This is a genomic window from Massilia sp. 01N417 (assembly GCF_056399645.1).
The window spans coordinates 432728-455551 of record NZ_JBFTRS010000001.1; the positions used below are offsets into that span (position 1 = coordinate 432728).

Sequence of the window (22824 nt, forward strand, 5' to 3'; positions counted from 1 at the left end):
GGCTCAGGAATCCATCGATTTGGCTCCCTGAGCCAGGACAAAAAATGCATTAAATGAAACGGAAGTAATAACATGATTACCACTTAATTGACTTCCAATTAAGAAACAAGCTCCCAGGCGCTGCGGAGCCGAAGAGACACCCGTCGATCACAATAACTACTGGAGATACCATGAAACTGCTGAAACAACTCGCCGTCGTCGCCGCCCTGTCCTCGATCGCTTCGTACGCATCGGCCCTGACCCCGATCGCCGATAGCGACCTGTCCAAGGTCTCGGGCCGCGACGGTGTGTCGATCGCCGCCGACCTGCATATCAACATCGGTGAATTCAAGTACACCGATACCGACGCAACGGGCGGCTCGGTGAGCTTCAACAACATCAAGATCTCCGGCGCCATCGCAGCGACGATCGACATCGTCAACAACGAAACCTTCAACGGCGAAGTCAGCGCCTTCAATGCCGACGGCACCAAGAACGCCGCTACCACCCTGGGCGTGATCTCGCCGCTGGCAGTGCCGGGCGCCAGCGCCGGCCTGGCCGCCTTTGCACCGAAAGGCGACGTCGTCAAGATCGCAATCCCGCTGGTCGACACCACCAAAAACCTGAGCATGAGCGTCGACTCGATCCGCATGGGCGGCGTGGTGGATGCCAACGGCAAGAATGTGGGCGCCTCCTTCGGTTCGTTCGCCGTCAACGACATCAAGCTGCAAGGCACCACCGTCTACATCTGGGCTCACTGATTCCCCTTGTTTGGTGACGGACGGCCCGCGGGCTTGGCCCCGGGCCGTTTTGACTTGCAACGCTCGTCGGGATAATCCATGAGCAGATATTTTCTTGTTGCGCTGGCGCTTGCCGCGTTCAACCTGCTGGCAGCGGGGAATGCGTCGGCCCAGATGCGCGCATTGTCGGACAGCGAGATGTCCACCGTGAGCGGCCAGGGCCTGTTCACCGTCAGTAATTCCAGCTACAACGGTTTCGATTTCACCCGCATCGCCCTCGATGCCGACGTGACCCTGAACGCCAACCTGGCCAATCTGCGCCTGGGCGAATACAACTACGGTCCGCGCAACGGCAGCGGCGCCGACCTCGACATCAGCGCGCTGCGCTTCGGCCGCAGCGATGCCGGCGACGCCCAGCGCCTGGTGCAGATCACCAATCCCTATTTCGAATTCGTTTACCAGAACAGCGGCAGCACCGGCCAGCGCGAGATCATCGGCATGCGCCTGGGCTTCGACGGCATCGCCGGCGACATCGGCATGAAGATCGCAAGCCTGTCCGGCGCGCTGCGCATCGACGCCGGCGCGGCCGGCATCGTCGACAGCCTGAACGACGCCGGCGGCGGCAAGCGCTGGAACGGCGAATGCACCGGCTGCATCCCGCTGTCGAAGGTCGGTGGCGTCACCGCCGGCGATGCCGCCGGCCCGAGCCGCGACTTCTGGATCTCGGTGCTGAAGACACCGGTGAGCTTCCAGGCGGCGCCGGGCATGCCGGCCCTGACCGAGGCCCAGGCCGGGATCTGGCTGAACTGGCGCGACAAGCTAACCGCCCTGAACCTGACCGGCCTGGTGCCGGCGAATAATCCGCCGGGCCACTGATGCGCACCGCCGTTTCCCTGTTCCTCCTTGCGTTCGTGCCCGGCCTGGCCGCGGCGCTGGAACCGCTGTCGGACAGCGCGCTGTCGAAGATCGGCGGGCGCGACGGCATGAGCTTCAACCTGTCGAACTTCGCGGTGTCCGGGACCACGGTGCTGCGCTACACCACGCCGGACGGCCGCGGCAGCATCGGCATCGGCAACCTGTCGGCCTCGCGCTCGGACAATCTCGACGCGCCTTTCGCCGACCCCTACCGCCTGGACATCCTGCCCGGCGGGCCGGGGAGGGCGCAGATCGTCAACATCGCCATGCCGCAGAACCTGCTGGGACGCGAAGCCTGGCAAATCGCGTTCGATTTCGACGTCGACGGCGGCGGCCTCAATGTCAAGGGCGGCAGCGTGGTGCTGAAGGACCTGATCTATTACGGCGGCGGCTTCCAGTGGTCGACGCCGGCGGCCGGCGACGGCCTCGCCTTCGGCATCTCGACCCGCATGGAGATCGGCAGCCTGGCGCTGCAACCGAATGGCCGCGACGCGAGCGGCGAGGCGCTGGTGCTGTCGAACGTGCGCATCGGCGCCGCCACCGACGATGGTTCGGCGCCGGTGGCGCCATGGCGCCTGGCCGACGTGAATTCCCAGGCCGGCATCTTCAACGTGCGCACCGACGATGCCGGCAATGCGCGCCTGCACATCGGCATCAACTGGCCGGACGCCGGCGCCGCCGCGCAGGCGGGCACGCTGCAGATCGGGAATATCGGCTTCCGCAGCGAAGGTGGGACCAACCCCGGCACCAACGTCGACCTGGGCAGCTCGCGCATCGGCTCGATCCAGCTGCAGTACCTCGACATCAAGTTCAGGCCATGAGGATCGCCGCGTCCGCCGCCGCCATGTCAGCCATGCTGCTGTGCGGCGCCGCGCTTGCCGGGCCGAAGGCGCTGCCGGACAGCGAACTGGCCCAGGTCAGCGGCGCCGACGGCATCAGCTTCGCGGTCCAGCTGAACCTGAACCGCCAGCCCGATACCATCACCGCCGACAGCCGCCTGACCATCGCCCAGAACGTCGACGGCCGCACCACCTACATGGTGGTCAGGAACATCGGCGGCGTGATCACGATGGTGGGTCTGAACATCAGCCCGCAGACCGCCGGCGACGGTACCGGCTATGTGGCGCTGACCCTGCCGGGCTATGTCCGGTTCACGGATACCGGCTTCGATTCGATCAGCGTGCAGTCCGACCCGCACGGACCGGTGAGCGGCAACCTGGGGCGGGTCAGCCTGAACGGCGAGATGACGATGCAGGGCCAGTTACGTTTGTGGTCCCACTAGCGGCCTTCTGCTGGAATTCCCCGGGCGCCTTGCCGAACCAGCGCAGGCAGGCGCGGTGAAAGGCGCTGGGGTCGGAGAAGCCCAGCTTGTAGCTGAGGTTCTTGACGCTGATGCGGTCGCTGCCCAGGTATTGCTGGGCGATGGTGCGGCGCACTTCGTCGACCAGGGTGGAGAAGTCGGTGCCCTCGTCGGCCAGGCGCCGCTGCAGGGTGCGTTCGCTGATCGCGAGGCGCCGCGCGACGGCATCGCGCAGGGCACCGCCCTGGTCGATCATGCCCGGCAGCATCTCGCGCACGCGCGCCGCGAAGCTGCTGCGCTCGGCCTGCACCAGGCGCTCGTCAAGCAGGCGGAACAGGCCCTCGGCGGCGAGCGGATTGGCGGTCGGGATCGGCGCGGTGATGTCGGCGTTGGCGAATTCGAGGGCGTTGGCGGGCGCGCCGAAGCGCACCGGGCAGCCGAAGCGTTCGGCGTAGGCGGCGGCGCCGTCGCCGGGAGAGGGATAGGCGTATTCGACGCTGACCGGCTTCAGCCCGGGACGGGCGCCGACGAAGCGCAAGGTCGTCAACAGCAGGTTCCAGGTGAAGTCGTAGCGCTGCACCGGCACCGGACGCGCGCTGCCGACCAGGTTCAGGCCGACGCGCACGCGGTCGCTCTTCGGCTCGATGGTGGCGCGCACCACCGGCGAGACCAGCGGCATGTAGCGCATCAGGCTGTCCGCGGCCTGCCTGAGGGTCGGCGAGGCCAGCATCAGGTGGCCCAGCACTCCGAGCCAGCTCAGCGGATCGGGCGCGAAGACGCGAAAGCCGATCAGCGGATCGCCGCTGGCCGCCGCCAGGCCTTCCCAGAGCTGGCTGAACTGGTCGGACAGCGCCAGCAGGTCGGCGGCGCGGCCGCTGCCCTGCTCGAACCAGCCGAGGCCGGCGGTCTTGAACAGGCCGTCGACGTCCACGCCTTCGGCCGAGAGGCAGCTCTTGATGCGCTGCACCACGTCCGTGGCCGACAAATACTTCACGCTGGACCCCGTGCCTTGGTCATGCCTGTCTCCTTGTTGTGTGGCCTCGGGTCTGCCGCCCGCTTGCCGTTTTTTATTATGTGTGCACGCCAAATGCGGACGCGTCGGAAAATGATCGTTTCTTTTTCAAAAAACGCTCATTTTCATGCGGAAAACTTTTTATATTTACGGCAAGAAGTTGTTTACATCCGCGATTGGTGGCGCGCACGCGCCGGCGTGATGCCGTAAGCGGCCGAGAAGCAGGACGTCATGTGGCTCTGGCTGTTGAAGCCGCATTGCGCCGCAACACGGGCAATCGAAAAACTGGTGCGGGTCAGCAGTTCGTGGACCCGCTCCAGGCGCAGGCGCAGCACGTAGCGGTGCGGGGTCATGCCCATCGCTTCCTGGAAGATGCGGCGGAAGTGCGACTCCGACACCCCGGCACGTTCGGCCAGCTCGGCATTCGAGAGTTCATTCGACAGGTTGTCGCCGATCCATTCCAGCACGCCCTGCAGGCGGCCCAGCTGCAGGGCGTCGGGCGGCACGTGGCGCCCGGTCTTGCCCTCCAGGACCCGGCAGGTCTGCTCGATCATGATGTGGGCCAGGCGCTCGACGAAACCGTGCTCCGTGCGGTTGGGCGAGCTGGTGCGCCCCAGTTCGCCCAGCAGCTGCTGGGCACTGGCATTCACCAGCGGATCGGAGAAGGGCGGCGCCTTGGTGCGCGCGGTGAGCAGGCGCTGCAGGTGGCGCACCAGCTCGTGGCTGGGATCGAGCACGTGGAACATGGCCATGTCGATCGCGCCGTGGAAGGACCAGCGGCTGGCGAAGCCCGGCTGAAACACGGTCGAGGAACCGGCCAGGAAATCGAAGGAGCGCCCGGCGCTGCGGCCGGCGGTGGCGCGCGCGCCGCCCAGGTGGCAGGCCAGCACCAGCGAGTCCAGCGGCGGCACTTCGCAGCCGCCGAGCTGGAAGATGTAGCGCTCGGCGCGCAGCGGCACGCCGCCGATCTCGACGCTGATCACCGGTTCTCCCAGTGCACTGCTGATCCTGTCCCAGGAATTCATCGCTTCTTTTCGAATGAGCGGTTTTTTACAAAAACGACAGCGTTTTATAACACCGCCATAGCTTGCCTGCATACAAAATATAGAAAAACTGCAATAAACGTGGCCAAAACGCCACGTCGACCGGCAGGCACACAAGGAACGCAAGAAGCGTCCGAGGAGACAAGACATGATCGCAGTCCTGCTGGGCGTCCTGGCGGCGTTGCTGGGTGGCGCGGGCGTGCTGGCCAAGCATGAGGCCAAGGACCGTCCGCTCGAACGCTTCGACATCCCGACCACCATGTCGGTGGCGGCCGCCGGCGTGCAGAACGTCACCATCGAGCCGTTCTCCGAGCTCAAGTACAAGAACATCGTCCACCAGGCCTACGACTACAGCTGCGGCTCGGCGGCCCTGGTCACCATCCTCAAGTACCACCTCGGCATCGACGTCAGCGAGCAGCAGTCGATGGAAGGCATGATGGCCTTCGGCGAGAAGGACAAGATCATCGAGCGGCGCGGCTTTTCGCTGCTCGACATGAAGCGCTACCTGGCCTCGATCAACGTGCAGAGCGCGGGCTTCCGCGCCGAGATGGCCGACCTCCTGACGCTCGACCAGCCGGGCATCGTGCCAATCGACTACGCCGGCTTCAAGCACTTCGTGGTGCTGCGCGGCGTGCGCGGCGGCCTGGTGTTCCTGGCCGATCCGGCGATGGGCAACATCACCTTCCCGATCGACGAATTCGCGACCCTGTGGGACCGCAACACCCTGTTCCTCGCCTATCCGCCGAAGGACAAGCCGCCGGTCATGAAGCTGGCCCTGTCCGATCACGAACTGGGGGTGGCCGACATGGACCGCGTGCGCGACCGCGGCCTGCTGCGCCCGATCGACAACCAGCTGCAGATGGAGCGCCTGCTGAACGGCTTCGGCGGCGTCTCGATCCGGAAACAATAGAAACAGACCACCACAAGGACCACCATGAAGATTCGTTCCCTGCTGGCGCTGGCCGTTTGCGGCCTGCTCGTCCAAGCGCCGGCCTTTGCCCAGCAGTCGCCGGCGCCCGCGACCTCGGATGCGGTGCGCGACGCCCTCGCCAAGAAGGACGGCGACGCCGACAACACGACGCTGCTGAAGGAGACCCTGACTGCCGTCGACAAGCAGTATTCGCTGATCCGCAAGGGCCAGGTCCAGCTGAACTACGAACTGAATTACGCCTACATCGGCCAGGAGAAGATCAACACCGACCTCAGCTCCGGGCTCGCGACCCTGTTCTCGATCGAGAACAGCAATTCGCACACGGTCACCAACACCTTCATGCTCGACTATGGCGTGCGCAACAACCTGACCGCCAACGTCATCATGCCCTTCATCAGCCGCTACGCCGACAATACCGGCTACTCGGGCGTCTCGCACACGATCGGCGACCTGGGCCTGAACGTGCGCTGGCAGCCGCTCGAGGTCAAGCGCGACGAGCCGACCTTCACCATTACCGGCGGCGTGCGCCTGGCCACCGGCGAGAGCCCCTTCAAGGTCGACACCCAGAAGGGCCTGGCGACCGGCTCCGGCGTCAACACCTTCAGCCTGGGCGCCAACGTGACCCGCATCGTCGACCCGGTCGCGCTGTTCGGCTCCGTCAACGTCGGCTACGGCCTGAAGGCCAAGCACCTGCACCAGCAGCTGACCGGCGCCACGCTGCGCGAAGTGCAGCCGGGCGCCAGCTTCGGCTTCGGCCTCGGCTTCGCGTATGCGCTGTCGTACAAGATCACGACCTCGTTCTCGTTCCAGGAATCGATCTCGGCGCGCTCCACCCTGACCTTCGAGGACGGTGCCGGCTCGCGTACCAAAGCCCAGACCCAGACCCAGAGCGCCGGCATCCTGTCGATCGGCCTGGGCTACCGCTTCACGCCCAAGACCACCGTCAACGTTACCGTCGGTGCCGGCCTGACCGCGGCGGCGCCGAACCTGTCGCTGACCATGAGCGTGCCGCTGCTGCTGAAATGAAGACCCGCCTGCTCGCCGCCGCCGTGGCCTCGGCCGCACTGGCCGCCGCGCTGCCGGCGGCGCGGGCCGGCGTCACCGACAACCTGGCCACCAGCCCGACCGCGATGGCGATGGGGAATGCGGTGACGGCCGACCCGCCGGGGATCGAATCGATCCATTTCAATCCCGCCGGCCTGGCGCGCCTGACCGGCAGCCAGCACATCGACACCTTGTTCGTCGCCTCGATCCGCAATCCGAACAAGTTCGTGACCGCGTCCGACATCGACATCGGCGGCTTCAAGAACGACCCGATCAACGGCACCTCGAGCGGACCGGTGCGGCAAGCCATCGGGATTCCCTTCATCGGCATACCGAAGGCGCGCCTGCCGGCGGTGGCGGTGCCGGGTCTGGGCTTCTCGTACAATGCGCCCGGCTCGAACTGGACCTTCGGCACCCTGGTCTACCTGTCGCAGGCGATGAGCATGGACCGCACCAAGGACCCGAACGACCCGGCGCGCTTCGACGGCCGCCTGGTCCAGCTGGAGCGCCTGAACTACCTGTCGCCGACCGCCGCCTACAAGATCTCGGACACGCTGCGGGTCGGCATTTCGGTGCCGATCGCCTATTCCATCTTCGCGATCAACACCGATTTCCGTGCGCCGAACAAGCTGCTCGGCACGGTCGGCCAGTTGCAGCGGGCCATGTGCCCGGACGGTAACGGCACGGTGATCGACACCCTGACCTTCGGCCTGTGCGGCGGCGGTCCGGAAGCCATGGTCGACCCGTTCAAGCGCGCGGCCAACATCGACTTCGACCTGCACGCCTCCTTCGACCCGACCGTCAACCTCGGCATCCTGTGGGAGCCGAAGAAGTGGTTCGCACTCGGCCTGGTCTACCAGGGCGGCAGCACCACCACCTTCCGCGGCCAGTACATGGTGCACGCCGACCCGATGCTGCGCGGCTTCGTGCGCGGCCTGAATTCGAGCCTGCTGGGGCCGATCGTCGGCGCCGTCACCGGCATGCCGTCCGATATCCCCGAGTACCAGGGCGGCAACATGACGGCGAAGATTCCCTTCCCGTGGCGGGTGCAGGCCGGCATCAAGCTGATGGCGACCGACTACGTGCAGCTGAACGCGGACGTCAGCTATGCCGACTGGAACAAGTGGAACCAGCTGACCTTCGAGTTCGACCAGAGCGTCAAGCTGCTCGAGATGGCGCGCCTGTTCGGCTATGCGAACTCGCACCAGGCCACCTTCAAGATGGGCTTCAAGAGCGTGGTCAACTACAGCTTCGGTACCCAGATCAACGTGACGAAGAAGCTGTCGCTGCGGGCCGGCTACGAGCCGCGCAAGAGCTCGATCCCGGGCAACCAGATGAGCCTCCTGGCACCGCTGCCGGACACCAAATTGAAGAGCCTGGGCCTGCGCTACAAATTCGACAGCGGCGCCGAGGTGAATGTCACCGGCAGCTACATCAAGGGCAGCTACAACATCCCGGCGCGCAGCGACTGCAACCTGAACTGCGACGATTTCTTCAACCTGATCTACAACCCGTATGCGGCGACCACGGTGTCGGGCAGCCTGATTGTCCGGTATTTTGGCGCGTCTTATACGCGCCCGTTCTGAACTTACATGTGGAGTGATGAGATGAACATGTCCCGATCGATGTCTGTAATAGGCGTGGCCGTGGGCCTGGCCCTGGCGGGGAGCGCCGGCGCCCAGAACGCGGCGGGCGTGCCGGCCGAGAAGCAGGCGCCGGTGAAGCGCGTACTGGCCAAGATGGCGCTCGATTCCGTCGGCATGCAGATGCTGCAGGCGCCGGTGGCCGAAATGGTCCGCCAGTCGCGCGTGGTGATCACCAGCCGGGTGCCGGCCGAGAAGCAGGAGGCGGCGATGAAGGACGTGAACGACGAGGCCAGCAAATTCATCGAGCAGGAAGCGCCACCGCTGCGCGCGAGCACCCAGGCCGTGGTGCAGGCCAGCGTGGCGCCGCTGCTGGCGCAGAAGTTCAGCGCCGAGGAACTCAAGCAGCTGGCCGACATCCTCGAGTCGCCGCTGCTGGCGAAGTTCGAGAGCCTGGTGCCGGAGATGAAACGGACCGTCGGCGAGAACGTGGCCAAGGCCAACGCCGCGCAGATCCAGCCGAAGATGACGGAGCTGCAGAACCGTGTCGGCCTGCGCCTGCGCACCGCGGTGGGGCAGTAAGCGATGGACTGGATGACGCGGAACCGCGAGAAGTCCCAGCTGGGCCAGATCCTGCTGGGCAAGAAGCTGATTTCGGAAGCCCAGCTGGATGCGGCGATCCGCGAGCAGGGCCGCAGCGGCCGCAGGCTGGGCGAGATCCTGGCCGACATGAAGCTGATCAGCGAAGCCCAGGTACGCGGCGCGATCCGGCGCCAGCGCAACCTGAGGATGGCGGCGGCGCTGGCGACGGCCTTGCTGGGGCCCTTGCATGCCTATGCCGCGGTGACGGCGGCGCCGGCCGCGGCGATGTCGACCCGCCTGGTCGGCGAGCGCTCGCTGCGCGAATTGTCGGACGAAGAGCTGGGCGAGATCATGGCCCAGGGATGGAATAAAGGCGGGGATGACGACGCCCTGCGCGACCAGGCCCGCCAGCTGGAGCTGCGCCTGGCCGCCCTGGCGGGGCAGGCCGGCGCGAATGCGGCCCGTAACCCGGCGAACGCGCTGCCGGACGGCGGCGTGCGGGTGCTGGGCGAACTGGCCCGGGTCTTCAATCCGCTGGCGATGCTGCTGTCGGCCGACACCACGATGCGCGACGTGACCTATGACGCCGCGAATTCGCACGCGATGATCAACAAGGACGGCTCGATCACCTTGCGCATGCCCAGCACCATCGGCGAGATCAGCTTCCGCAATATCCGCGTGGGGAGTGCGCCGGGGCCGAGCTTTGGCAGCGTGGAGATTCGCGATATCGATTTGCGGGGGACGACGATCAGCGTCAAACCCCACTGAGGACGCTGACGATCAGAACAGGGCGCGCAGGCGCTCCATCAGGGTCGGCTTGCACAGGGCGGCCAGCTCGGTGGGGCTGCCGAAGAAGATCCGGTTTTCAGGCAGGCCCAGTTTGACGGCCGTGCTGCGGGCCTCGGCCGCCGACGCCGGCGCCCAGAACGCGCCGAAGCCTTTCACGCCCATCGATTCCAGCTGGGAGCGGCTCAGGATCCACAGGTCCACGTTCCGGCAGTTGGCCGCCTGGATGGGGCTGCGCGCGGCGTCGAAGGCGGCATAGGCGTCGTGATACCCGCTCGAGATGCCGGCTTTTGCATAGAATTCGCGTTCCAGCTGGAGCAGCTCGCCATACTGCCGGCGGCTGACCGGCTCCGCCATGATCTTTGCCTTGTCCTTGTCCACGCTGGTGTTGAGTGCGAGGATCTTGTCGCCATCCTGGTAATGGAAGCGTTTGCTGTGGATGCCGATCAGCGAACCCGGCATCGCCTCCTTGCGCCGCGCCCCGCTGAAGACGTAGTGGGCGCAGGCCGAAAAGCAGCGTCCGACGACGATCACGCGGATGTCGTGGTCGCGCACGAAATTCGCCAGCCGGAGCGCCGACTTCATGTCGCCGCCATTCGAATCGATGTACAGGGTTGCCGGCGCCGAAGCGCCGGGCAGGATGCGCGTCAGGCCGTCCACCGAGCCCGGGGTGATTTCGCCGATCAGCGCGATCATCGATTGTCCCGGCACGTTGAGGACGGCGTTCGAGTCGACCCGGAGCGGCAAGGAGAAGCGGGCCGCCAGTGGGCTCTGGGGTATCGCCGCCATCGCGGCGAGCGGAAGAAGCACGAACAGACAGGCGGACAGGCGGGTTTTCATGGCGGATGTCGTCGGAGACCCAGTTGGCGTTGTCCCGATTAAAACACGCCGATGCGCGCCGCACCGCTGCGATATCGGCGGTGGCGAGGAAGTGCGTATTTTGCGTGGCGCCGCATGGCCGCGCCAGGCCACAGGATTGCGGTGCGGGCGGCGGCGGATGCTGGAAATGTGCAGGTTGGTGAGATTCCCGCGGCCGCCGCCCCGCAGCCGCAGTGGCAGATCCACAACAGCAGCGGCAGGCCCGCGGCGTGCCGCTGTGGGTCAGCGCAAGCCGAGCAGCGCCAGCACGCGTTCGCGGCTGACGCCCACCAGCGCCGAGGTCAGCGACAGCAGCGACTCGTAGTCGGGATTGGTGGCGGTGCTGGCGAACTGCCGGGCCGCGTCCTGGGCTTCCGGCGGCGGGGTGGTCGCCTGGGTCATCTCGACGGTGGCGGCCGACAGCGCGTTGCTGGCGGCGTCACGCGAACGGCGTACGCGTTCGAGCGCCTGCACCACTTCGCGCAGGCTGGAACGCAGGGCGTCGCCGGTGCTGTCCGCGGGCCACTGCTGCGGGGCGAGCGCGGGCGAGACTTCATCGGTGGCCACGCGGCCGCGGCCACTGATCGCGATGCTGTCCTTGACCGCCGGCCAGTTCGACTCCGGCGTCGAAAACACCAGCCCGCCCTGGCCGTCGAGACCGGCGCGCACGCCCATCGGCGCCATGGCGCGGTCGATCGCGGCGGCGATCTCGTCGTCGGTCTGGTCGGGGCCGATGCTCGCAGACAGTTGCGGACCGCCGTTGCCACCGACCGAGAAGGCCAGGCTCTGCGGACCGGCGCTGCGCAGCGAGGCGAGGTCCAGGCCGCGGATGCGGAAGCGCTGGGTGGCCGGGTTGCCGGTGAAATTCAGGTTGCCGTCGACGCCGCCGCCGGCATTCTTCTGGCGCGCGGCGAGGGTCGCGGCGAGCTGGCGCACCGTGGCGCCCAGCTGGCTGTCGTTCTGCTGGCGAACGGCGCTGCGGGCGCCGGCCAGCTTGGTGCTCAGCGCGCCCTTCACGGCTTCGAGCTGGCCCTGGACCTGGTCGAGATAGTCGAGCGCTTGCTGGGCGCGGGCGACCTGGTCCTGCAGCGCGCCGACGACGCTGGTGGCATTGCTGCGCAGCGGCGCGGCGGCGCTGCCGGCCGCCGGCTTGTCGGTAGCGCCGGTCTCGCTCGTGTTCGTGGCGGCGCGGGACCGGACCACGGGCGCCGAGACGCGCGCGCGGGTGTCGAGGGTGCTGCCGGTGCCGCCGGCAGTCGTTGTACGTAATGTGGTTTCCATTGCGGATTAGAGCACTGCGAACAGGGAGAGATTACCGATCTTGCTGTATGCCTTGTAGCTTGCCTGGAGTGCGGTCGAATAGCCGCTCAGGTCGATCGCCGCCGCACCGACGTCGAGCTGGCTGAGGTCCAGCAGCGCCCTCTGGTTCGACAGGCTGACGTTCTCGTGGTTGGCGTCGATCGTCTTGAGGATGTTCTGCTGGCCGCCGAGTACCGCAACCTTGCCGGAAAAGAGATTCATGGCGGCGTCGAAGCCGTCCAGGTTGTTCGAGAGGATGGTGCGCACGGCCGGGTCGCTCGGGTTCACGCCCGGCGCCGACAGGGTGGAGATGGTCTGGTCGAGCTGGTTCAGCAGCTTTTCCAGGCCGCTCACGTTCTGGTTCGCGACCTGGGTGATGCCGTTCCCGACCACCACGGTCTGGTCGTTGACGTTGCCGGCGAAGGTGTAGCGCGAGCCCAACGGCGCGCTGGCGTTGAAGGCGATCGGCGCGACGTCGGTGGCGGTGCCGGAGAACAGGTGGCGGCCTTCCTGGTCGATCGAATTGGCGGTGTACATCAGGCTGTCGCGCAGGGCGCTCAGCGAGGTCACCATCGCGTTCAGGTCGGCCGGCGCATTGCTGCCGTCCGACGCCCACACCAGCAGGTCGCGGCCGGAGTTCATGTCGCCGGTCATGTTGCCCAGGTAGACCTCGTTCTTCGACAGGCGCTGCTGCACCGCGGCGATATTGTCGCGGTACTGGGCGATGGATGCCTCCTCGCGCTTCAGGCGCGAGATGCGCACGCTGCCGACCGGATCGTCCGACGGCACCTGGATGCGGTTGCCGTTGGCCATCTGCTGGGTCAGCTCGGTGATGCGGGCCTGGTTCTTCTGCAGCGATGCATTCATCATCGCCTGGTATTGGCTGGTCGCGATACGCATGGTTCTCTCCCTACTCTCAACCCATCATCGCCAGGGTGGCGTCGAACAGTGCGTTCGCGACCGACATCACCTTCATATTGGCCTGGTACATTTTTTGGTATTCGACGAGATTCACCGCTTCCTCGTCCTGGTTCACGCCGCTGGTCGACTGCCAGTCGGCCTCGGCCTGGTCGCGCATGGACTGGTAGGTGTCGAGCGCGCCCTTGTTCTGCTGGCTGTCGACCGCCAGCTTGCCGACCAGCTGGGTGTCGGCGTCGCTGAGCAGCACCGAACCCAGGCCGGTGAGGGAGATCGACTGGCCCTTGATGGCGACCAGTTTCTGCAGGTTGCCGGTGTCGCCGGGCGTGCCGTCGCTGGAGAAGGCCAGGTCGGCAGTCTGGAAGCCGCTCGCCACCTGCAGCATGCTCGAGGTGCTGCCCGGGGTGTAGACGAACAGCGGCTTGCCGGGGGTGCCGTCCATGGTCTTGCCGAGCGCGAGCTGGTTGTTGACCTTGTCGGCCAGCTGCTGGGCCATTTCGGCCACGTTGTTCTGCAGCGGCAGCAGCACGTCTTTTTCGTAGGCGGACAGGCCGCCCAGCTGGCCGCCGGCGCGGGTCACGTCGAGGCCGAAGGTGGTGCCGGCGAAGGTCAGGCTGAAGCTCTGGTCGGCGTTGCCGGTGACGGCCAGCTTGCCGGCGACGCTGCCCAGCACCAGCGACTGGCCGCTTTTCAGCGACACGTTGCGGGTGCCGTCCGGCTGGTCGCTGACTTCGAGCGCCATCTGGCCGGCCAGGCTGTCGATCGCCTGGTCGCGCTGGTCGATCAGCGAGGAGGCGTTGCTTCCGGTGGCGTTGGCGTTGGCGATGCGGGCGTTCAGCGAGGCGATCGCGGCGATCGAGGTGTTGGCCGAGTCGACGATCGCGCTGCGCTGCTGGCGCAGCGACTGCAGCTGCGAGTTGTAGACGTTGTTCAGGCTATTGAAGCGCTGCGACAGCAGGCCGGCCGCGGTCACCACCTGCTGGCGCAGCGGGGTCGAGGTCGGATCGACGCCGGCCACCGCGTTCAGGGCCGCGAAGAATTTGTCGACCCCGCCCGACAGGCTGGCGTCGTCGTTGCCCATCACGGTTTCGAGCTGGGTCAGGTAAGGCTGGGCCTGCGCACGCTCGCCCAGGTCGGACGCGGCGCGCCACAGCTGCTGGGTCTTGTAGTTGTCCGAAAAACGCATCAGCGAGCTGACGATCACGCCGTTGCCGGCCTGGATCGAGCCGGCCGAGGGGCCGACCGCGCTCAGCAGGGCGGCCTGGCGGGTGTAGCCCTTGGTCTGCAGGTTGGCGATGTTCTGGCTGCTCGAGGACAGGGCCAGTTGCGATGCCAGCGCGCCGGACAGTGCGTTATTCAGGATGCTCATTGCGTGTCTTTCTTGTTCGGGATCAGGAAGCGATCAGTAAACGGTCAATAATCAAGGGCGACCATTTACTTGGCTTTATTAAATCCTTGCGGCAACAATTGCCGCAGAATCGCATCCGCCACGCCGAAGGCGCGCTGGTTCGCCATGTGGCCGGCCAGCAGCTTGTCGGCCATGTCCAGCATGTCGCTGTTGACCGGGTCCTTCATCGGGCTGTCCTCGGGGGCCAGGGTGCGCTGGCTTTCGCGCATCTGCTGCAGCATGTGCGAGATGAAGAAGCTCTCGAATTCGACGGCGGCCTTGGTGGCCTTTTTTACGTATTCCCGGTCCGCCGATGCGGGGCTGGGGAGGTCGGCGGCCGGCGCCACCGCATCCTGGTCGTTGCCGGCGGCGTGCGCCTGTGCGTTCAGCGGGTCGAGTTTATCGAGCATCAGATCACCACCAGTTCGCCTTCGATCGCGCCGGCCTGGTCCAGCGCCTGCAGGATCGCCATGATGTCGTCCGGCGACGCGCCCAGGCTGTTGACCACGTCGATGATGGTCTGCAGCTTGGCGCCGGCCGGCCAGTGGAACATCTGGCCCGAGCCCTGGTCGACGGAGACCTTGGATTGCGGCGTGACCTGGGTCTGGCCCTTCGAGAAGGGGCCGGGCTGGCTGACCGCCGAGCTTTCCGAGATCACGACCTTTAGCGCGCCGTGGGTGACGGCGGCCGATTTCACGCGCAGGCCGTCGGAGATCACCACGGTGCCGGTGCGCGAGTTGAACACGACCTTCGGCACTTCGAGGCCGGCTTCGACCGGCATGTTTTCCAGCTTGGCCACAAAAGCCACGCGCTCGGTCGGATTGACCGGCGCGACCACTTCGACGCTGGTGCCGTCGGCAGTGGTGGCGACCGGGCCGAAGCGGCGGTTGATGGCGTCGACGACGTTGGTGGCGGTGTCGAAGTTCGGGTGGCGCAGGCGCAGCACCACCTGCTGGCGGGTCGCGAAATCGGTCGGGATCTCGCGCTCGATCTGGGCGCCGTTCGGGATCCGGCCGCCGGTCGGGGTATTCACCGTCACCGAGGAGCCGCTCTTGCCGGACGCCGACAGGCCGCCGACCACCAGGTTGCCCTGGGCCAGGGCGTAGACTTCGTTGTCGGCCGCGCGCAGCTGGGTGAGCAGCAGGGTGCCGCCGCGCAGGCTCTTGGCATCGCCCAGCGAGGACACGGTGACGTCGATTGCCTGGCCACGCCGGTAACCCGGCGGGAACACGGCCGACACCATCACCGCGGCGACGTTCTTGTTCTTCGCTTCTTCGCCGTCCGGCAGCTTGACGCCGAACTGCTTGAGCATGTTGACCACCGACTGGCTCGAATACTTCACCTGGGTCGAGTCGCCGCTGCCGTTCAGGCCGACCACCAGGCCGTAGCCGACCAGCGGGTTGTCGCGCACGCCTTCGACGCTGGCCAGGTTGCGCAGCGGCTGCACGCGGCTCTGCGGCATGACGGTGGCGGCCGCGCTTGCCGGACGGGCGGCCGACGCGGCCGGCGCCGCCAGCGCGGGCAGGGGCAGGGCCGCAGCCAGTGCCATCGAAATGATACGGAAAACCGAGCCAGTAGAAGAAATTCGAATCATGTTTTGCCTTGGGTAGCGCTCAGAACGGCATCAGCGGACCGGTGAAGAAGCGGGTCAGCCAGCCGGGCGTGTTGGCTTCGGCCAGCGTGCCCTGGCCGGAGTAGGCGATGCGGGCATTCGCCACGCGCAGCGAGGACACCTGGTTGTCGTTGTCGATATCGGCGGCGCGCAGGTAGCCGGCCAGGCGCAGGAATTCCTCGCCCTGGTTCAGCTGCAGGCGCTTTTCGCCGGCCACGCGCAGCAGGCCGTTCGGCAGCACTTCCTGCACGAGCACGGTGACGGCGCCGGACAGCGCGTTCTGCTGGGTGCTGGTGGAATCGCCCTGGAAGCTGCGGTCGGCGCTGGCGCTGACGCCGGTGCGGCCGAAGCTCTTGCCGAGCAGGCCGATCGGGTTCACGGTGGCGCTCGACCCCTTCGAGAAGCTGGTGCCGGCCTTCTTGCTGGCCTGGGTGGTTTCCTGCAGCAGCACGGTGACGACGTCGCCGACGCGGAAGGCGCGTGCATCGGAGGTCAGCGACACGGTATCGGCCGAGAACACGCCGCCGGAGATGCCGGCGCGGGCCGCCGACGCTTTCGGCAGGGCCAGCGCGTCGTCGACCGGCTTCGGGTTGTTCAGGGGGACGCTCGACGCGCAGCCCGCGAGCAGCAGTGCGGCTACCGCCGCGGTGGTCAGACGGATCATGTGATGAGTGTATTAGCGGGAAGCGGAAGCCAGGTACTGCAGCATGTTGTCGGCGGCCGACAGCACCTTGGTGTTCATCTCGTAGGTGCGCTGGGCGGCGATCATGTCCACCATCTCTTCGACCACCTGCACGTTCGAGCCTTCCAGCGCGCCCTGCTTGATCTTGCCGAAGGCGCCGTCGCCGGCCCGGCCTTCGTTCGGGGTGCCGCTGGCGGCGGTTTCCTGGAACAGGTTCTCGCCCAGGGCCTGCAGGCCGGCCGGGTTGACGAAGGTGGTCAGGGTCAGCTGGCCCAGTTCGGTCGGCGCGATGTTACCCGGGATGGTCGCGCTGACCATGCCGTTCTCGCCGATGGTGATGCCGGTGGCGTTGTTCGGCACCGTGATCTGCGGCACCAGCGGCAGGCCTTGCGCGTTGACCAGCACGCCGTTCGCATCGACCGCCAGCTGGCCGGCGCGGGTAAAGGCCGGCTGGCCGTCCGGACGGCGCACCTGCAGGAAGCCGTTACCGGAGATCGCCACGTCGAGCGACTGGCCGGTGGTCTGGATGCTGCCGTTGGTGAAGACCTTCTGGGTGCCGACGATGTGGGTACCGTTGCCGAGCTGGACGCCGTTGGAGACGGTGTTGTCTGCGGTCTGGGCGCCCGGCTGCTTGTCGACCTGGTAGAACAGGTCTTCGAACACCACGCGGTCGCGCTTGAAGCCGACGGTGTTCACGTTGGCCAGGTTGTTGGCGATGGCCTGCAGTTTTGCGTCCTGGGCCTGCACGCCGGTCTTGCTGATCCACATTGCTGGATTCATGGGATTCTCCGTATTCTGTGATACATGGGGTCGGAGCCCGAATTTCCCGGGTGGGCTCCGACCCCGTCTGATTAATTAGGCGCCGATGAGACGGTTGCCCGCTTCATTCATGCTGTCGCTGGCCTTGAACAGGCGCATCTGGATCTCGAAGCTGCGGTTCAGGCTCATGGTCGCGACCATTTCCTCGACCGCCGAGACGTTGCTGCCCTCGAGGGCGCGCGGCTTGACCTTGACCGCGGGGTCGGCCGCCAGGTTGGCGCCGTCGCGGGTGACGATCAGGCCGGCCTCGTTCTTGGTCAGTTCGGCGCCTTCGGCATTCACGAGCTTGAGCTTGTCGACCACCTGCATCTGGGTCGCGCCTTCGGTCAGCACCGAGATCGTACCGTCGGTGCCGATCTCCACCGCGGTGTGCTGGGGCAGGGTGATCGGGCCGCCTTCGCCGAGCAGCGGACGGCCTTTCACCGACAGCGCGCCGTTGGCGTCGATCTCGATCTCGCCCGAGCGGGTATAGGCTTCGCCATCGCCGTACTGCACGGCGAGGTAGCCCTGGCCGCCGATCGCGACGTCCAGCGGACGGCCGGTTTCGCGCACGCTGCCGGCACGGGTCAGGATGGTGTCGGCCTGCATGGTCGACAGGTGGCGGTCGTCGTAGCCGAAGCCGGCCAGCTCCGTGTTGCCCGCCACTTCCATGCTGGCGCGGAAACCGGAGGTATCCATGTTCGCCAGGTTGTTGGCGTGGACCTGCTGCGAGCGCAGCAGGCGTTCGGCGCCGGAGACGGCGGTGAAGATCAGCTTGTCCATTACAGCGCCTGCATCAGGGCCTGCATCATCTGGTTCTCGGTGGTCAGCACCTTCGAGTTGGCCTGGTAGTTGCGCTGCGAGGTCATCAGGCCGACCAGTTCGGAGGTGATGTCGACGTTCGAGCCTTCCAGCGCGCCGGTGTTCAGCTTGCCCGACAGGCCCACGCCCGGCGCGCTGTACAGCGCGGCGCCGGAGTCGGCGTTGGCGGTCCAGCTGGTGTCGCTGATCGCCTGCAGGCCGCCTTCGTTGGCGAAGGTCGCGATGGCGACGGTGCCGACCACCTGCGACTGGTCGTTGCTGTACTTGGCGACCAGCGAGCCGTCCTTCGACAGCTCGACGCCGATGAAGGCGCCGGAGGCGTAGCCGTCGCTGCGATTGGTGGTGGTGGTGGCTTCGCCAGCGAAACGGGTGGTACCGGTGTAGTCGAAGGCGACGGAGCTTGCGGCTGCGCCGCCGGTCGCCGGGATGGCGACGGTGCTGGTGCCGCCGCTTGCCAGCGCGCCCTGGTTGTCGAAGGTCAGCGTCGCGCCCTTGGTCGGGGTGCCGGCCGAATCGACGGCGTAGTAGACGTCGACGGTGTTGTCGCCGGTCTTGACGAAGTAGGACGAGACGGTGTGCTGGGCGCCCAGCGAGTCGTAGGCGACCGATTGCTTGACCATGTTGTAGGTGGTCGAATCGCTCGGGTTGGGGGTGCCGGCGATCGGCTTCCAGTCCGACGACAGGTTGCCGACGAAATTGACCTTGGTGGTCGCCACGGCCGGGATCTGGCCGGTCGGCACCTGGATGTCGCCCATGATGCCCAGCGCGCCGCCGTTGGCCGGGCCGTAGCCCTGGACCTTCTTGCCGTTGCTGTCGATCAGATAGCCCTTGGTGTCGGTCGAGAAGATGCCGACGCGGGTGTAGGTCAGGCCGCCCAGCGGGTCGCGGCTGACGAAGAAGCCGCGGCCGTCGATGGCGGCGTCGAGTGCGCGGCCGGTGGTCTGGGTGCTGCCGTTCTGGCCGATGGTCTGGGTCAGCGAGCCGATCTGCACGCCGTTGGCGGCGGTGCCGGCATACACCGACGCGAAGTTCGCGCGGCTGCTCTTGAAGCCGTAGGTGGCGGCGTTGGCGATGTTGTTCGAAGTGGTTTCCAGCGACTGGTTGATGGCCTGGATGCCGGACAGCGCGATGTCGAAGCTCATGTCGATTCCTTGTTCTTTAAGATGCGGTTTTACCGTTGAAACCCGTGATGGACGAGGGATCGACCTCGCCGATGTTCGCCACCTGCAGCACCACGCCGCCGTTCGCGACGCGCACGCTGTTCAGGCGCGCGGCGACTTCGATCTGCGGGGCGGTGCCGTCCGAGGGCTTGGCCTGGATCGCATAGGTACCCGGCGGCAGGCCAAGTGCATCCGGGTCGATCGTGAACGACTGCGCGCCCGAACCATGCGCGCCCAGTTCGATCGTGTGCTGCTGGCCATCGAGGCCGGTCAGCACCAGGGTGGTGGCGCTGCTGGCGCCGTTCAGCTGGATGCTGCCGTTGACCTTGCTGCCGTCCAGCTTGACGGTATCGGTCGCGACGGTGACTTCGGAGCCGACCTGGCTGCCCATCGCCAGGGTCTGCATGCTCTGCAGGATGCTGGCGTTGGCGGTGGTCATCTGCGACAAGTTCTGCAGCGCCTCGGTCTGCGACAGCTGCGACAGCTGGTTGACGTAGGCGGTCGGGTCCTGCGGCGACAGGGGATCCTGGTTCCGGATCTGCGCCACCAGCAGTTTGGTGAACATGTCGCGGTTCTCGCTGGTGCTCGCCTGGGTCGCGACCTTGGTCGAGCCCTGGGTGCCGGTGCCGTTGAACTGGCTGTTGGTGGTGGCGGTGGTGGCGACCATCAGCTTTCTCCCAGCTTCAGCAGCGACTGCTGCATCGACTTGATGCGGCCCAGTACTTCGACGTTGGTTTCGAATGCGCGCGAGGCCGACATCATGTCGGCCATCTCGGCTACTTCGTTGACGTTGGTGTAGTAGACCATGCCTTCGGCATCGGCCTTCGGATTGTCCGGCTCGTGCACGCGGCGCAGCGGCTCGGCGCTCTGCACCACGTCCAGCACGCGCACGCCGCCGCCGGCGGCATTGTCCATCGCGGCCGCGAACACCGGCTTGCGCGCGCGGTAGGCTTCCGCTTCCGAGCCGGCCGACACGTCGGCGTTGGCCAGGTTGCTGGCGATCGTGTTCAGACGCACCGACTGCGCCGCCATCGCCGAACCGGCGATCTGGGAGATATCTTTAAAGCCCATGCTGGTTGTGCCCTTTATTGGCCGTTGATGGCCTTGGCCAGGCCACGCAGCTGCATGTTGATGAAGGTGAGGCTGGTATTGAAGTCGGAGGCATTCTGCGAGAACGCGGCCTGCTCGACGCCGATCTCGACGGTGTTGCCGTCGGCGCTAGGGTGGTAGGGCACGCGGTACAGCGGCGAGTCGTCGCCGAGGCTCAGCTGGCCGTTGTCCGCATCCTGGCGTTCCTGCATCATGGCGCCGAAGTCGAGGTCGCGTGCGGTGAAGCCTGGCGTGCTCTCGTTCGCGATGTTGGCGGCCAACACCTTGGTGCGCTCGGCGCGTACCTCGAGCGCGTCGGCATGCACCCCGAGCGCGGCCTTGAAGTTAATCGTCATGTGCAGAAACCTCCGGTTTTATTTGAACTTCAGTGTGATTGGTTAGAATCAGGTTTTTCGCTGACGCTATTGTCTAATGATTGCTTTCCGTAAGGCAACCCTTGTTGCTTCGTCATTCGCACTATTTTGTGCGTTTGCACAAGCCGCCACGCAATCGATTCCGGTGCAAATCGAACAAGCCGCCCGTGCTGAGCTCGACCGGCAGATGGCCGCTGCCGGCTTGACGGAGCCGCAATTCGAGGTGTCCGTCGTCACCAGCCGCGCCGCGCCGCCGTGCGCCCAGAACGTCGCCATCGAAGCGCTGGACACCCGTTCTCCCCAGCGGATGCGCTTCCTGGCGCGCTGTAACGACACGCCCGGATGGCGGTACGAGTACATCGTCCGCGCCCGCGTGACGGCGATGGTGGCCATCGCCGCGGCGCCGATCGCGGCCAACGAAGCCTTGACGGATGCGCAAGTCACGATCGAGCGCCGTGATATTTCCAATATCGCCGATCCGATCAGTTCGCCTGATGAAGCTGTCGGACAAATGTCACGCCGCATGTTGCGTCCAGGAGACATTTTGCGCAGCGGGCAGCTCAGCGCCCCGGTCCTGGTCAAGCGCGGCGATGCGGTACTCATGGTTGCGCGCCGCGAAGGCGTCGAAGTCAGCACGGCCGGCGAGGCGATGGATGCCGGCGCGCGCGGCACCGTGGTCCGGGTGCGCAACGCCGGCAGCGGCCAGGTGGTGCGCATGCGCGTTGCCGGGCCGGGCACCGTGGAGCCCATCGACAGCGGGCTCAGCCGCTGATTCCCTGCAGCTTGCCTGCCAGCCGCGACAACTTCGCCGCGTAGCCCGGATCGGTCGCATAGCCGCCCTTGGCCAGCCCCGAGGCGAAGGCGTGGGCGTCGCTGCCGGCTCCCAGGGCGCCGCGGAAGCGCGGGTTAGCGATCAGCATCTGGGCGTAGTCGCGGAAGGCGCTGGCCTGGTCCGGATAGGCGCGGAAGCGCGCGCTCGTCTTGAGCGCGGCACCGCCGACGTATTCGGTGGTCGCCGATTCGGCGACGTCGCCGGCCCAGCCCTTGCCGGCCTTGATGCCGAACAGGTTGAAGCTCGAGCTGCCGTCGGCGTTGCGCAGCGGACGCTGGCCCCAGCCCGATTCCAGCGCGGCGTGGGCCGACACCAGTTCGGGCGCGACGCCCAGCTTGTCGGCCGCTTCCTTGGCCCAGGGCGCGATGCTCTCCAAAAACGCCTGCTGGTCGGGCGAGGCCTCGCCACCGTCGCCGACGATGGCGTTGGCGGCCTGGCTTGCGCGCGCCTGCCATATGCTCCCTTCCGCGCTCAGCGTCGCATTACTGCCGCCGCCGAAGCTGTCGCCGCTGCCGTTCTGGATGAAGGACGCGACTTCTTCCTGGACCGAGCCGAAGATGTTCCCGAAGCCGCTGCCGCCGCCGATGCCCGCCGTCGGGCGGGTCGCTGCGGTCGGCGCGGTCGCCGTGATCGAGGCAGTGGTGAATTCAGTCTGGCGCATAGAGCTGGTCCTCGCCGTGCAGCACGCGCTGCATCACGGTGTACTGGTCGGCCATCAGGTTGCCGTTGCGGGCGGTGGCCTCTTTGCAGTCGCGCACCTGCTGCTCCAGCTGCTGCCAGTCGGCCGTGGCGCGGCCGCGCTGCGCGGCCGGCAGGCCGTTCAGCATGTCGTCCATGGTGGCGCTGGCGCCGTGCAGGGCGCGCACCAGCTGCACGCGCTGCTGGCGGCGCTGCTCCATGGCGTCGAGCTGGGGCATCAGTTCGCCGGCCAGTTCGCCGAGTTCGGCGGCGCGGTGGCGCAGCGCGGCCTGGAACTGGCGCTCCAACAGGTCGCGGATGACGGCGCAGGATTGCATGTCGTGCCGGATACCGTCCAGCAGGCGGGCGACAGCCTGGTCGCGGGTCAGACGGCCCATCG

At 66.6% G+C, this 22824-nt stretch carries 27 protein-coding genes; 10 read left to right on the forward strand and 17 right to left on the reverse strand.

The genetic code is table 11. From position 1 onward, the window contains the following. The first annotated feature begins 170 nt into the window (after positions 1-170). The 4 genes from AC1DOQ_RS01910 to AC1DOQ_RS01925 all read left to right on the forward strand — a co-directional run bounded on the left by AC1DOQ_RS01910 (position 171) and on the right by AC1DOQ_RS01925 (position 2916). Positions 171-740, forward strand: a complete 570-nt coding sequence (locus tag AC1DOQ_RS01910; protein WP_477359735.1) for a DUF6160 family protein — start codon at positions 171-173, stop codon at positions 738-740. A 78-nt stretch (positions 741-818) separates the two neighbouring features. After that, on the forward strand, positions 819-1595 hold the full coding sequence (locus AC1DOQ_RS01915; protein WP_477359737.1) for a hypothetical protein: 777 nt from the start codon (positions 819-821) through the stop codon (positions 1593-1595). Continuing rightward, positions 1595-2455 carry a hypothetical protein gene (locus AC1DOQ_RS01920; protein ID WP_477359739.1) on the forward strand — a complete coding sequence of 287 codons (861 nt, stop codon included), beginning with the start codon at positions 1595-1597 and terminating at the stop codon, positions 2453-2455. The genes AC1DOQ_RS01915 and AC1DOQ_RS01920 overlap by 1 nt, the downstream gene beginning before the upstream one ends. Further along, a complete protein-coding gene (locus AC1DOQ_RS01925; protein ID WP_477359741.1) occupies positions 2452-2916 on the forward strand; it encodes a hypothetical protein in 465 nt (154 codons plus the stop codon). Before AC1DOQ_RS01920 ends, AC1DOQ_RS01925 begins: the two co-directional genes overlap by 4 nt. Here AC1DOQ_RS01925 and AC1DOQ_RS01930 read toward each other — a convergent pair. Both AC1DOQ_RS01930 and AC1DOQ_RS01935 read right to left on the reverse strand, forming a co-directional pair. Further along, on the reverse strand, positions 2861-3928 hold the full coding sequence (locus AC1DOQ_RS01930) for an AraC family transcriptional regulator (RefSeq protein ID WP_477359743.1): 1068 nt from the start codon (positions 3926-3928) through the stop codon (positions 2861-2863). The two genes, AC1DOQ_RS01925 and AC1DOQ_RS01930, sit on opposite strands and share 56 nt — an antisense overlap. A 182-nt stretch (positions 3929-4110) precedes the next feature. Further along, a complete protein-coding gene (locus tag AC1DOQ_RS01935) occupies positions 4111-4971 on the reverse strand; it encodes a helix-turn-helix domain-containing protein (RefSeq protein ID WP_477359745.1) in 861 nt (286 codons plus the stop codon). A 166-nt stretch (positions 4972-5137) separates the two neighbouring features. On the opposite strand from AC1DOQ_RS01935, the gene AC1DOQ_RS01940 reads away from it, so the two are divergent. Genes AC1DOQ_RS01940 through AC1DOQ_RS01960 form a run of 5 tightly spaced genes read left to right on the forward strand, consistent with a single transcriptional unit; the run spans position 5138 to position 9897 of the window. Beyond that, positions 5138-5899, forward strand: coding sequence for a C39 family peptidase (locus AC1DOQ_RS01940; protein WP_477359747.1), 762 nt, complete (start codon positions 5138-5140; stop codon positions 5897-5899). Between the two features lie 24 nt (positions 5900-5923). Further along, a complete protein-coding gene (locus AC1DOQ_RS01945) occupies positions 5924-6946 on the forward strand; it encodes a transporter (RefSeq protein ID WP_477359749.1) in 1023 nt (340 codons plus the stop codon). Further along, the gene (locus AC1DOQ_RS01950) at positions 6943-8550 is read left to right on the forward strand and encodes an OmpP1/FadL family transporter (protein ID WP_477359751.1); all 1608 of its coding nucleotides are present in this window, start codon (positions 6943-6945) and stop codon (positions 8548-8550) included. The genes AC1DOQ_RS01945 and AC1DOQ_RS01950 overlap by 4 nt, the downstream gene beginning before the upstream one ends. Before the next feature lie 27 nt (positions 8551-8577). Then, positions 8578-9129, forward strand: a complete 552-nt coding sequence (locus AC1DOQ_RS01955; protein ID WP_477359753.1) for a DUF2059 domain-containing protein — start codon at positions 8578-8580, stop codon at positions 9127-9129. A 12-nt stretch (positions 9130-9141) separates the two neighbouring features. Beyond that, a complete protein-coding gene (locus AC1DOQ_RS01960; protein WP_477359755.1) occupies positions 9142-9897 on the forward strand; it encodes a hypothetical protein in 756 nt (251 codons plus the stop codon). 12 nt (positions 9898-9909) lie between these two features. Here the strand turns inward: AC1DOQ_RS01960 and AC1DOQ_RS01965 are convergent, their stop codons facing one another. The 13 genes from AC1DOQ_RS01965 to flgB form a co-directional block, all read right to left on the reverse strand. Then, positions 9910-10755 (reverse strand): hypothetical protein, encoded by an 846-nt coding sequence (locus AC1DOQ_RS01965; protein WP_477359757.1) that lies wholly within the window; start codon positions 10753-10755, stop codon positions 9910-9912. 261 nt (positions 10756-11016) lie between these two features. After that, the gene (locus AC1DOQ_RS01970) at positions 11017-12054 is read right to left on the reverse strand and encodes a hypothetical protein (protein WP_477359759.1); all 1038 of its coding nucleotides are present in this window, start codon (positions 12052-12054) and stop codon (positions 11017-11019) included. 6 nt (positions 12055-12060) lie between these two features. After that, positions 12061-12972: a flagellar hook-associated protein FlgL gene (flgL, locus tag AC1DOQ_RS01975; RefSeq protein ID WP_477359761.1), complete on the reverse strand. Its 912-nt coding sequence runs from the start codon at positions 12970-12972 to the stop codon at positions 12061-12063. A gap of 16 nt (positions 12973-12988) precedes the next feature. Further along, positions 12989-14359, reverse strand: a complete 1371-nt coding sequence (gene flgK, locus AC1DOQ_RS01980; protein ID WP_477359763.1) for a flagellar hook-associated protein FlgK — start codon at positions 14357-14359, stop codon at positions 12989-12991. A gap of 65 nt (positions 14360-14424) precedes the next feature. Further along, positions 14425-14787, reverse strand: a complete 363-nt coding sequence (locus tag AC1DOQ_RS01985) for a rod-binding protein (protein WP_477359765.1) — start codon at positions 14785-14787, stop codon at positions 14425-14427. Continuing rightward, positions 14787-15926, reverse strand: a complete 1140-nt coding sequence (locus AC1DOQ_RS01990; RefSeq protein WP_477359767.1) for a flagellar basal body P-ring protein FlgI — start codon at positions 15924-15926, stop codon at positions 14787-14789. The genes AC1DOQ_RS01985 and AC1DOQ_RS01990 overlap by 1 nt, the downstream gene beginning before the upstream one ends. 64 nt (positions 15927-15990) lie before the next feature. Then, positions 15991-16653 (reverse strand): flagellar basal body L-ring protein FlgH, encoded by a 663-nt coding sequence (gene flgH / locus AC1DOQ_RS01995; protein ID WP_477359769.1) that lies wholly within the window; start codon positions 16651-16653, stop codon positions 15991-15993. Positions 16654-16665: 12 nt separating this feature from the next. Then, positions 16666-17451, reverse strand: coding sequence for a flagellar basal-body rod protein FlgG (gene flgG, locus AC1DOQ_RS02000; protein ID WP_477359771.1), 786 nt, complete (start codon positions 17449-17451; stop codon positions 16666-16668). A gap of 75 nt (positions 17452-17526) precedes the next feature. Next, entirely contained in the window at positions 17527-18252 is a 726-nt protein-coding gene (locus AC1DOQ_RS02005; RefSeq protein ID WP_477359773.1) for a flagellar basal body rod protein FlgF, read from the reverse strand. Next, on the reverse strand, positions 18252-19433 hold the full coding sequence (locus AC1DOQ_RS02010) for a flagellar hook protein FlgE (protein ID WP_477359775.1): 1182 nt from the start codon (positions 19431-19433) through the stop codon (positions 18252-18254). The genes AC1DOQ_RS02005 and AC1DOQ_RS02010 overlap by 1 nt, the downstream gene beginning before the upstream one ends. A gap of 16 nt (positions 19434-19449) precedes the next feature. After that, entirely contained in the window at positions 19450-20118 is a 669-nt protein-coding gene (locus AC1DOQ_RS02015) for a flagellar hook capping FlgD N-terminal domain-containing protein (protein ID WP_477359777.1), read from the reverse strand. Further along, the gene (gene flgC, locus AC1DOQ_RS02020; RefSeq protein WP_477359779.1) at positions 20118-20522 is read right to left on the reverse strand and encodes a flagellar basal body rod protein FlgC; all 405 of its coding nucleotides are present in this window, start codon (positions 20520-20522) and stop codon (positions 20118-20120) included. The genes AC1DOQ_RS02015 and flgC overlap by 1 nt, the downstream gene beginning before the upstream one ends. A 14-nt stretch (positions 20523-20536) precedes the next feature. Then, entirely contained in the window at positions 20537-20896 is a 360-nt protein-coding gene (gene flgB, locus AC1DOQ_RS02025; protein ID WP_442122745.1) for a flagellar basal body rod protein FlgB, read from the reverse strand. Between the two features lie 76 nt (positions 20897-20972). Here flgB and flgA point away from each other — a divergent pair, with 76 nt between their 5' ends. Continuing rightward, positions 20973-21686 carry a flagellar basal body P-ring formation chaperone FlgA gene (gene flgA / locus AC1DOQ_RS02030; RefSeq protein WP_477359781.1) on the forward strand — a complete coding sequence of 238 codons (714 nt, stop codon included), beginning with the start codon at positions 20973-20975 and terminating at the stop codon, positions 21684-21686. Here the strand turns inward: flgA and AC1DOQ_RS02035 are convergent. Further along, entirely contained in the window at positions 21676-22407 is a 732-nt protein-coding gene (locus tag AC1DOQ_RS02035) for a glycoside hydrolase family 73 protein (RefSeq protein WP_477359783.1), read from the reverse strand. The two genes, flgA and AC1DOQ_RS02035, sit on opposite strands and share 11 nt — an antisense overlap. Next, the gene (flgN, locus tag AC1DOQ_RS02040; protein ID WP_477359785.1) at positions 22394-22822 is read right to left on the reverse strand and encodes a flagellar export chaperone FlgN; all 429 of its coding nucleotides are present in this window, start codon (positions 22820-22822) and stop codon (positions 22394-22396) included. Before flgN ends, AC1DOQ_RS02035 begins: the two co-directional genes overlap by 14 nt. Positions 22823-22824: the final 2 nt, after the last annotated feature.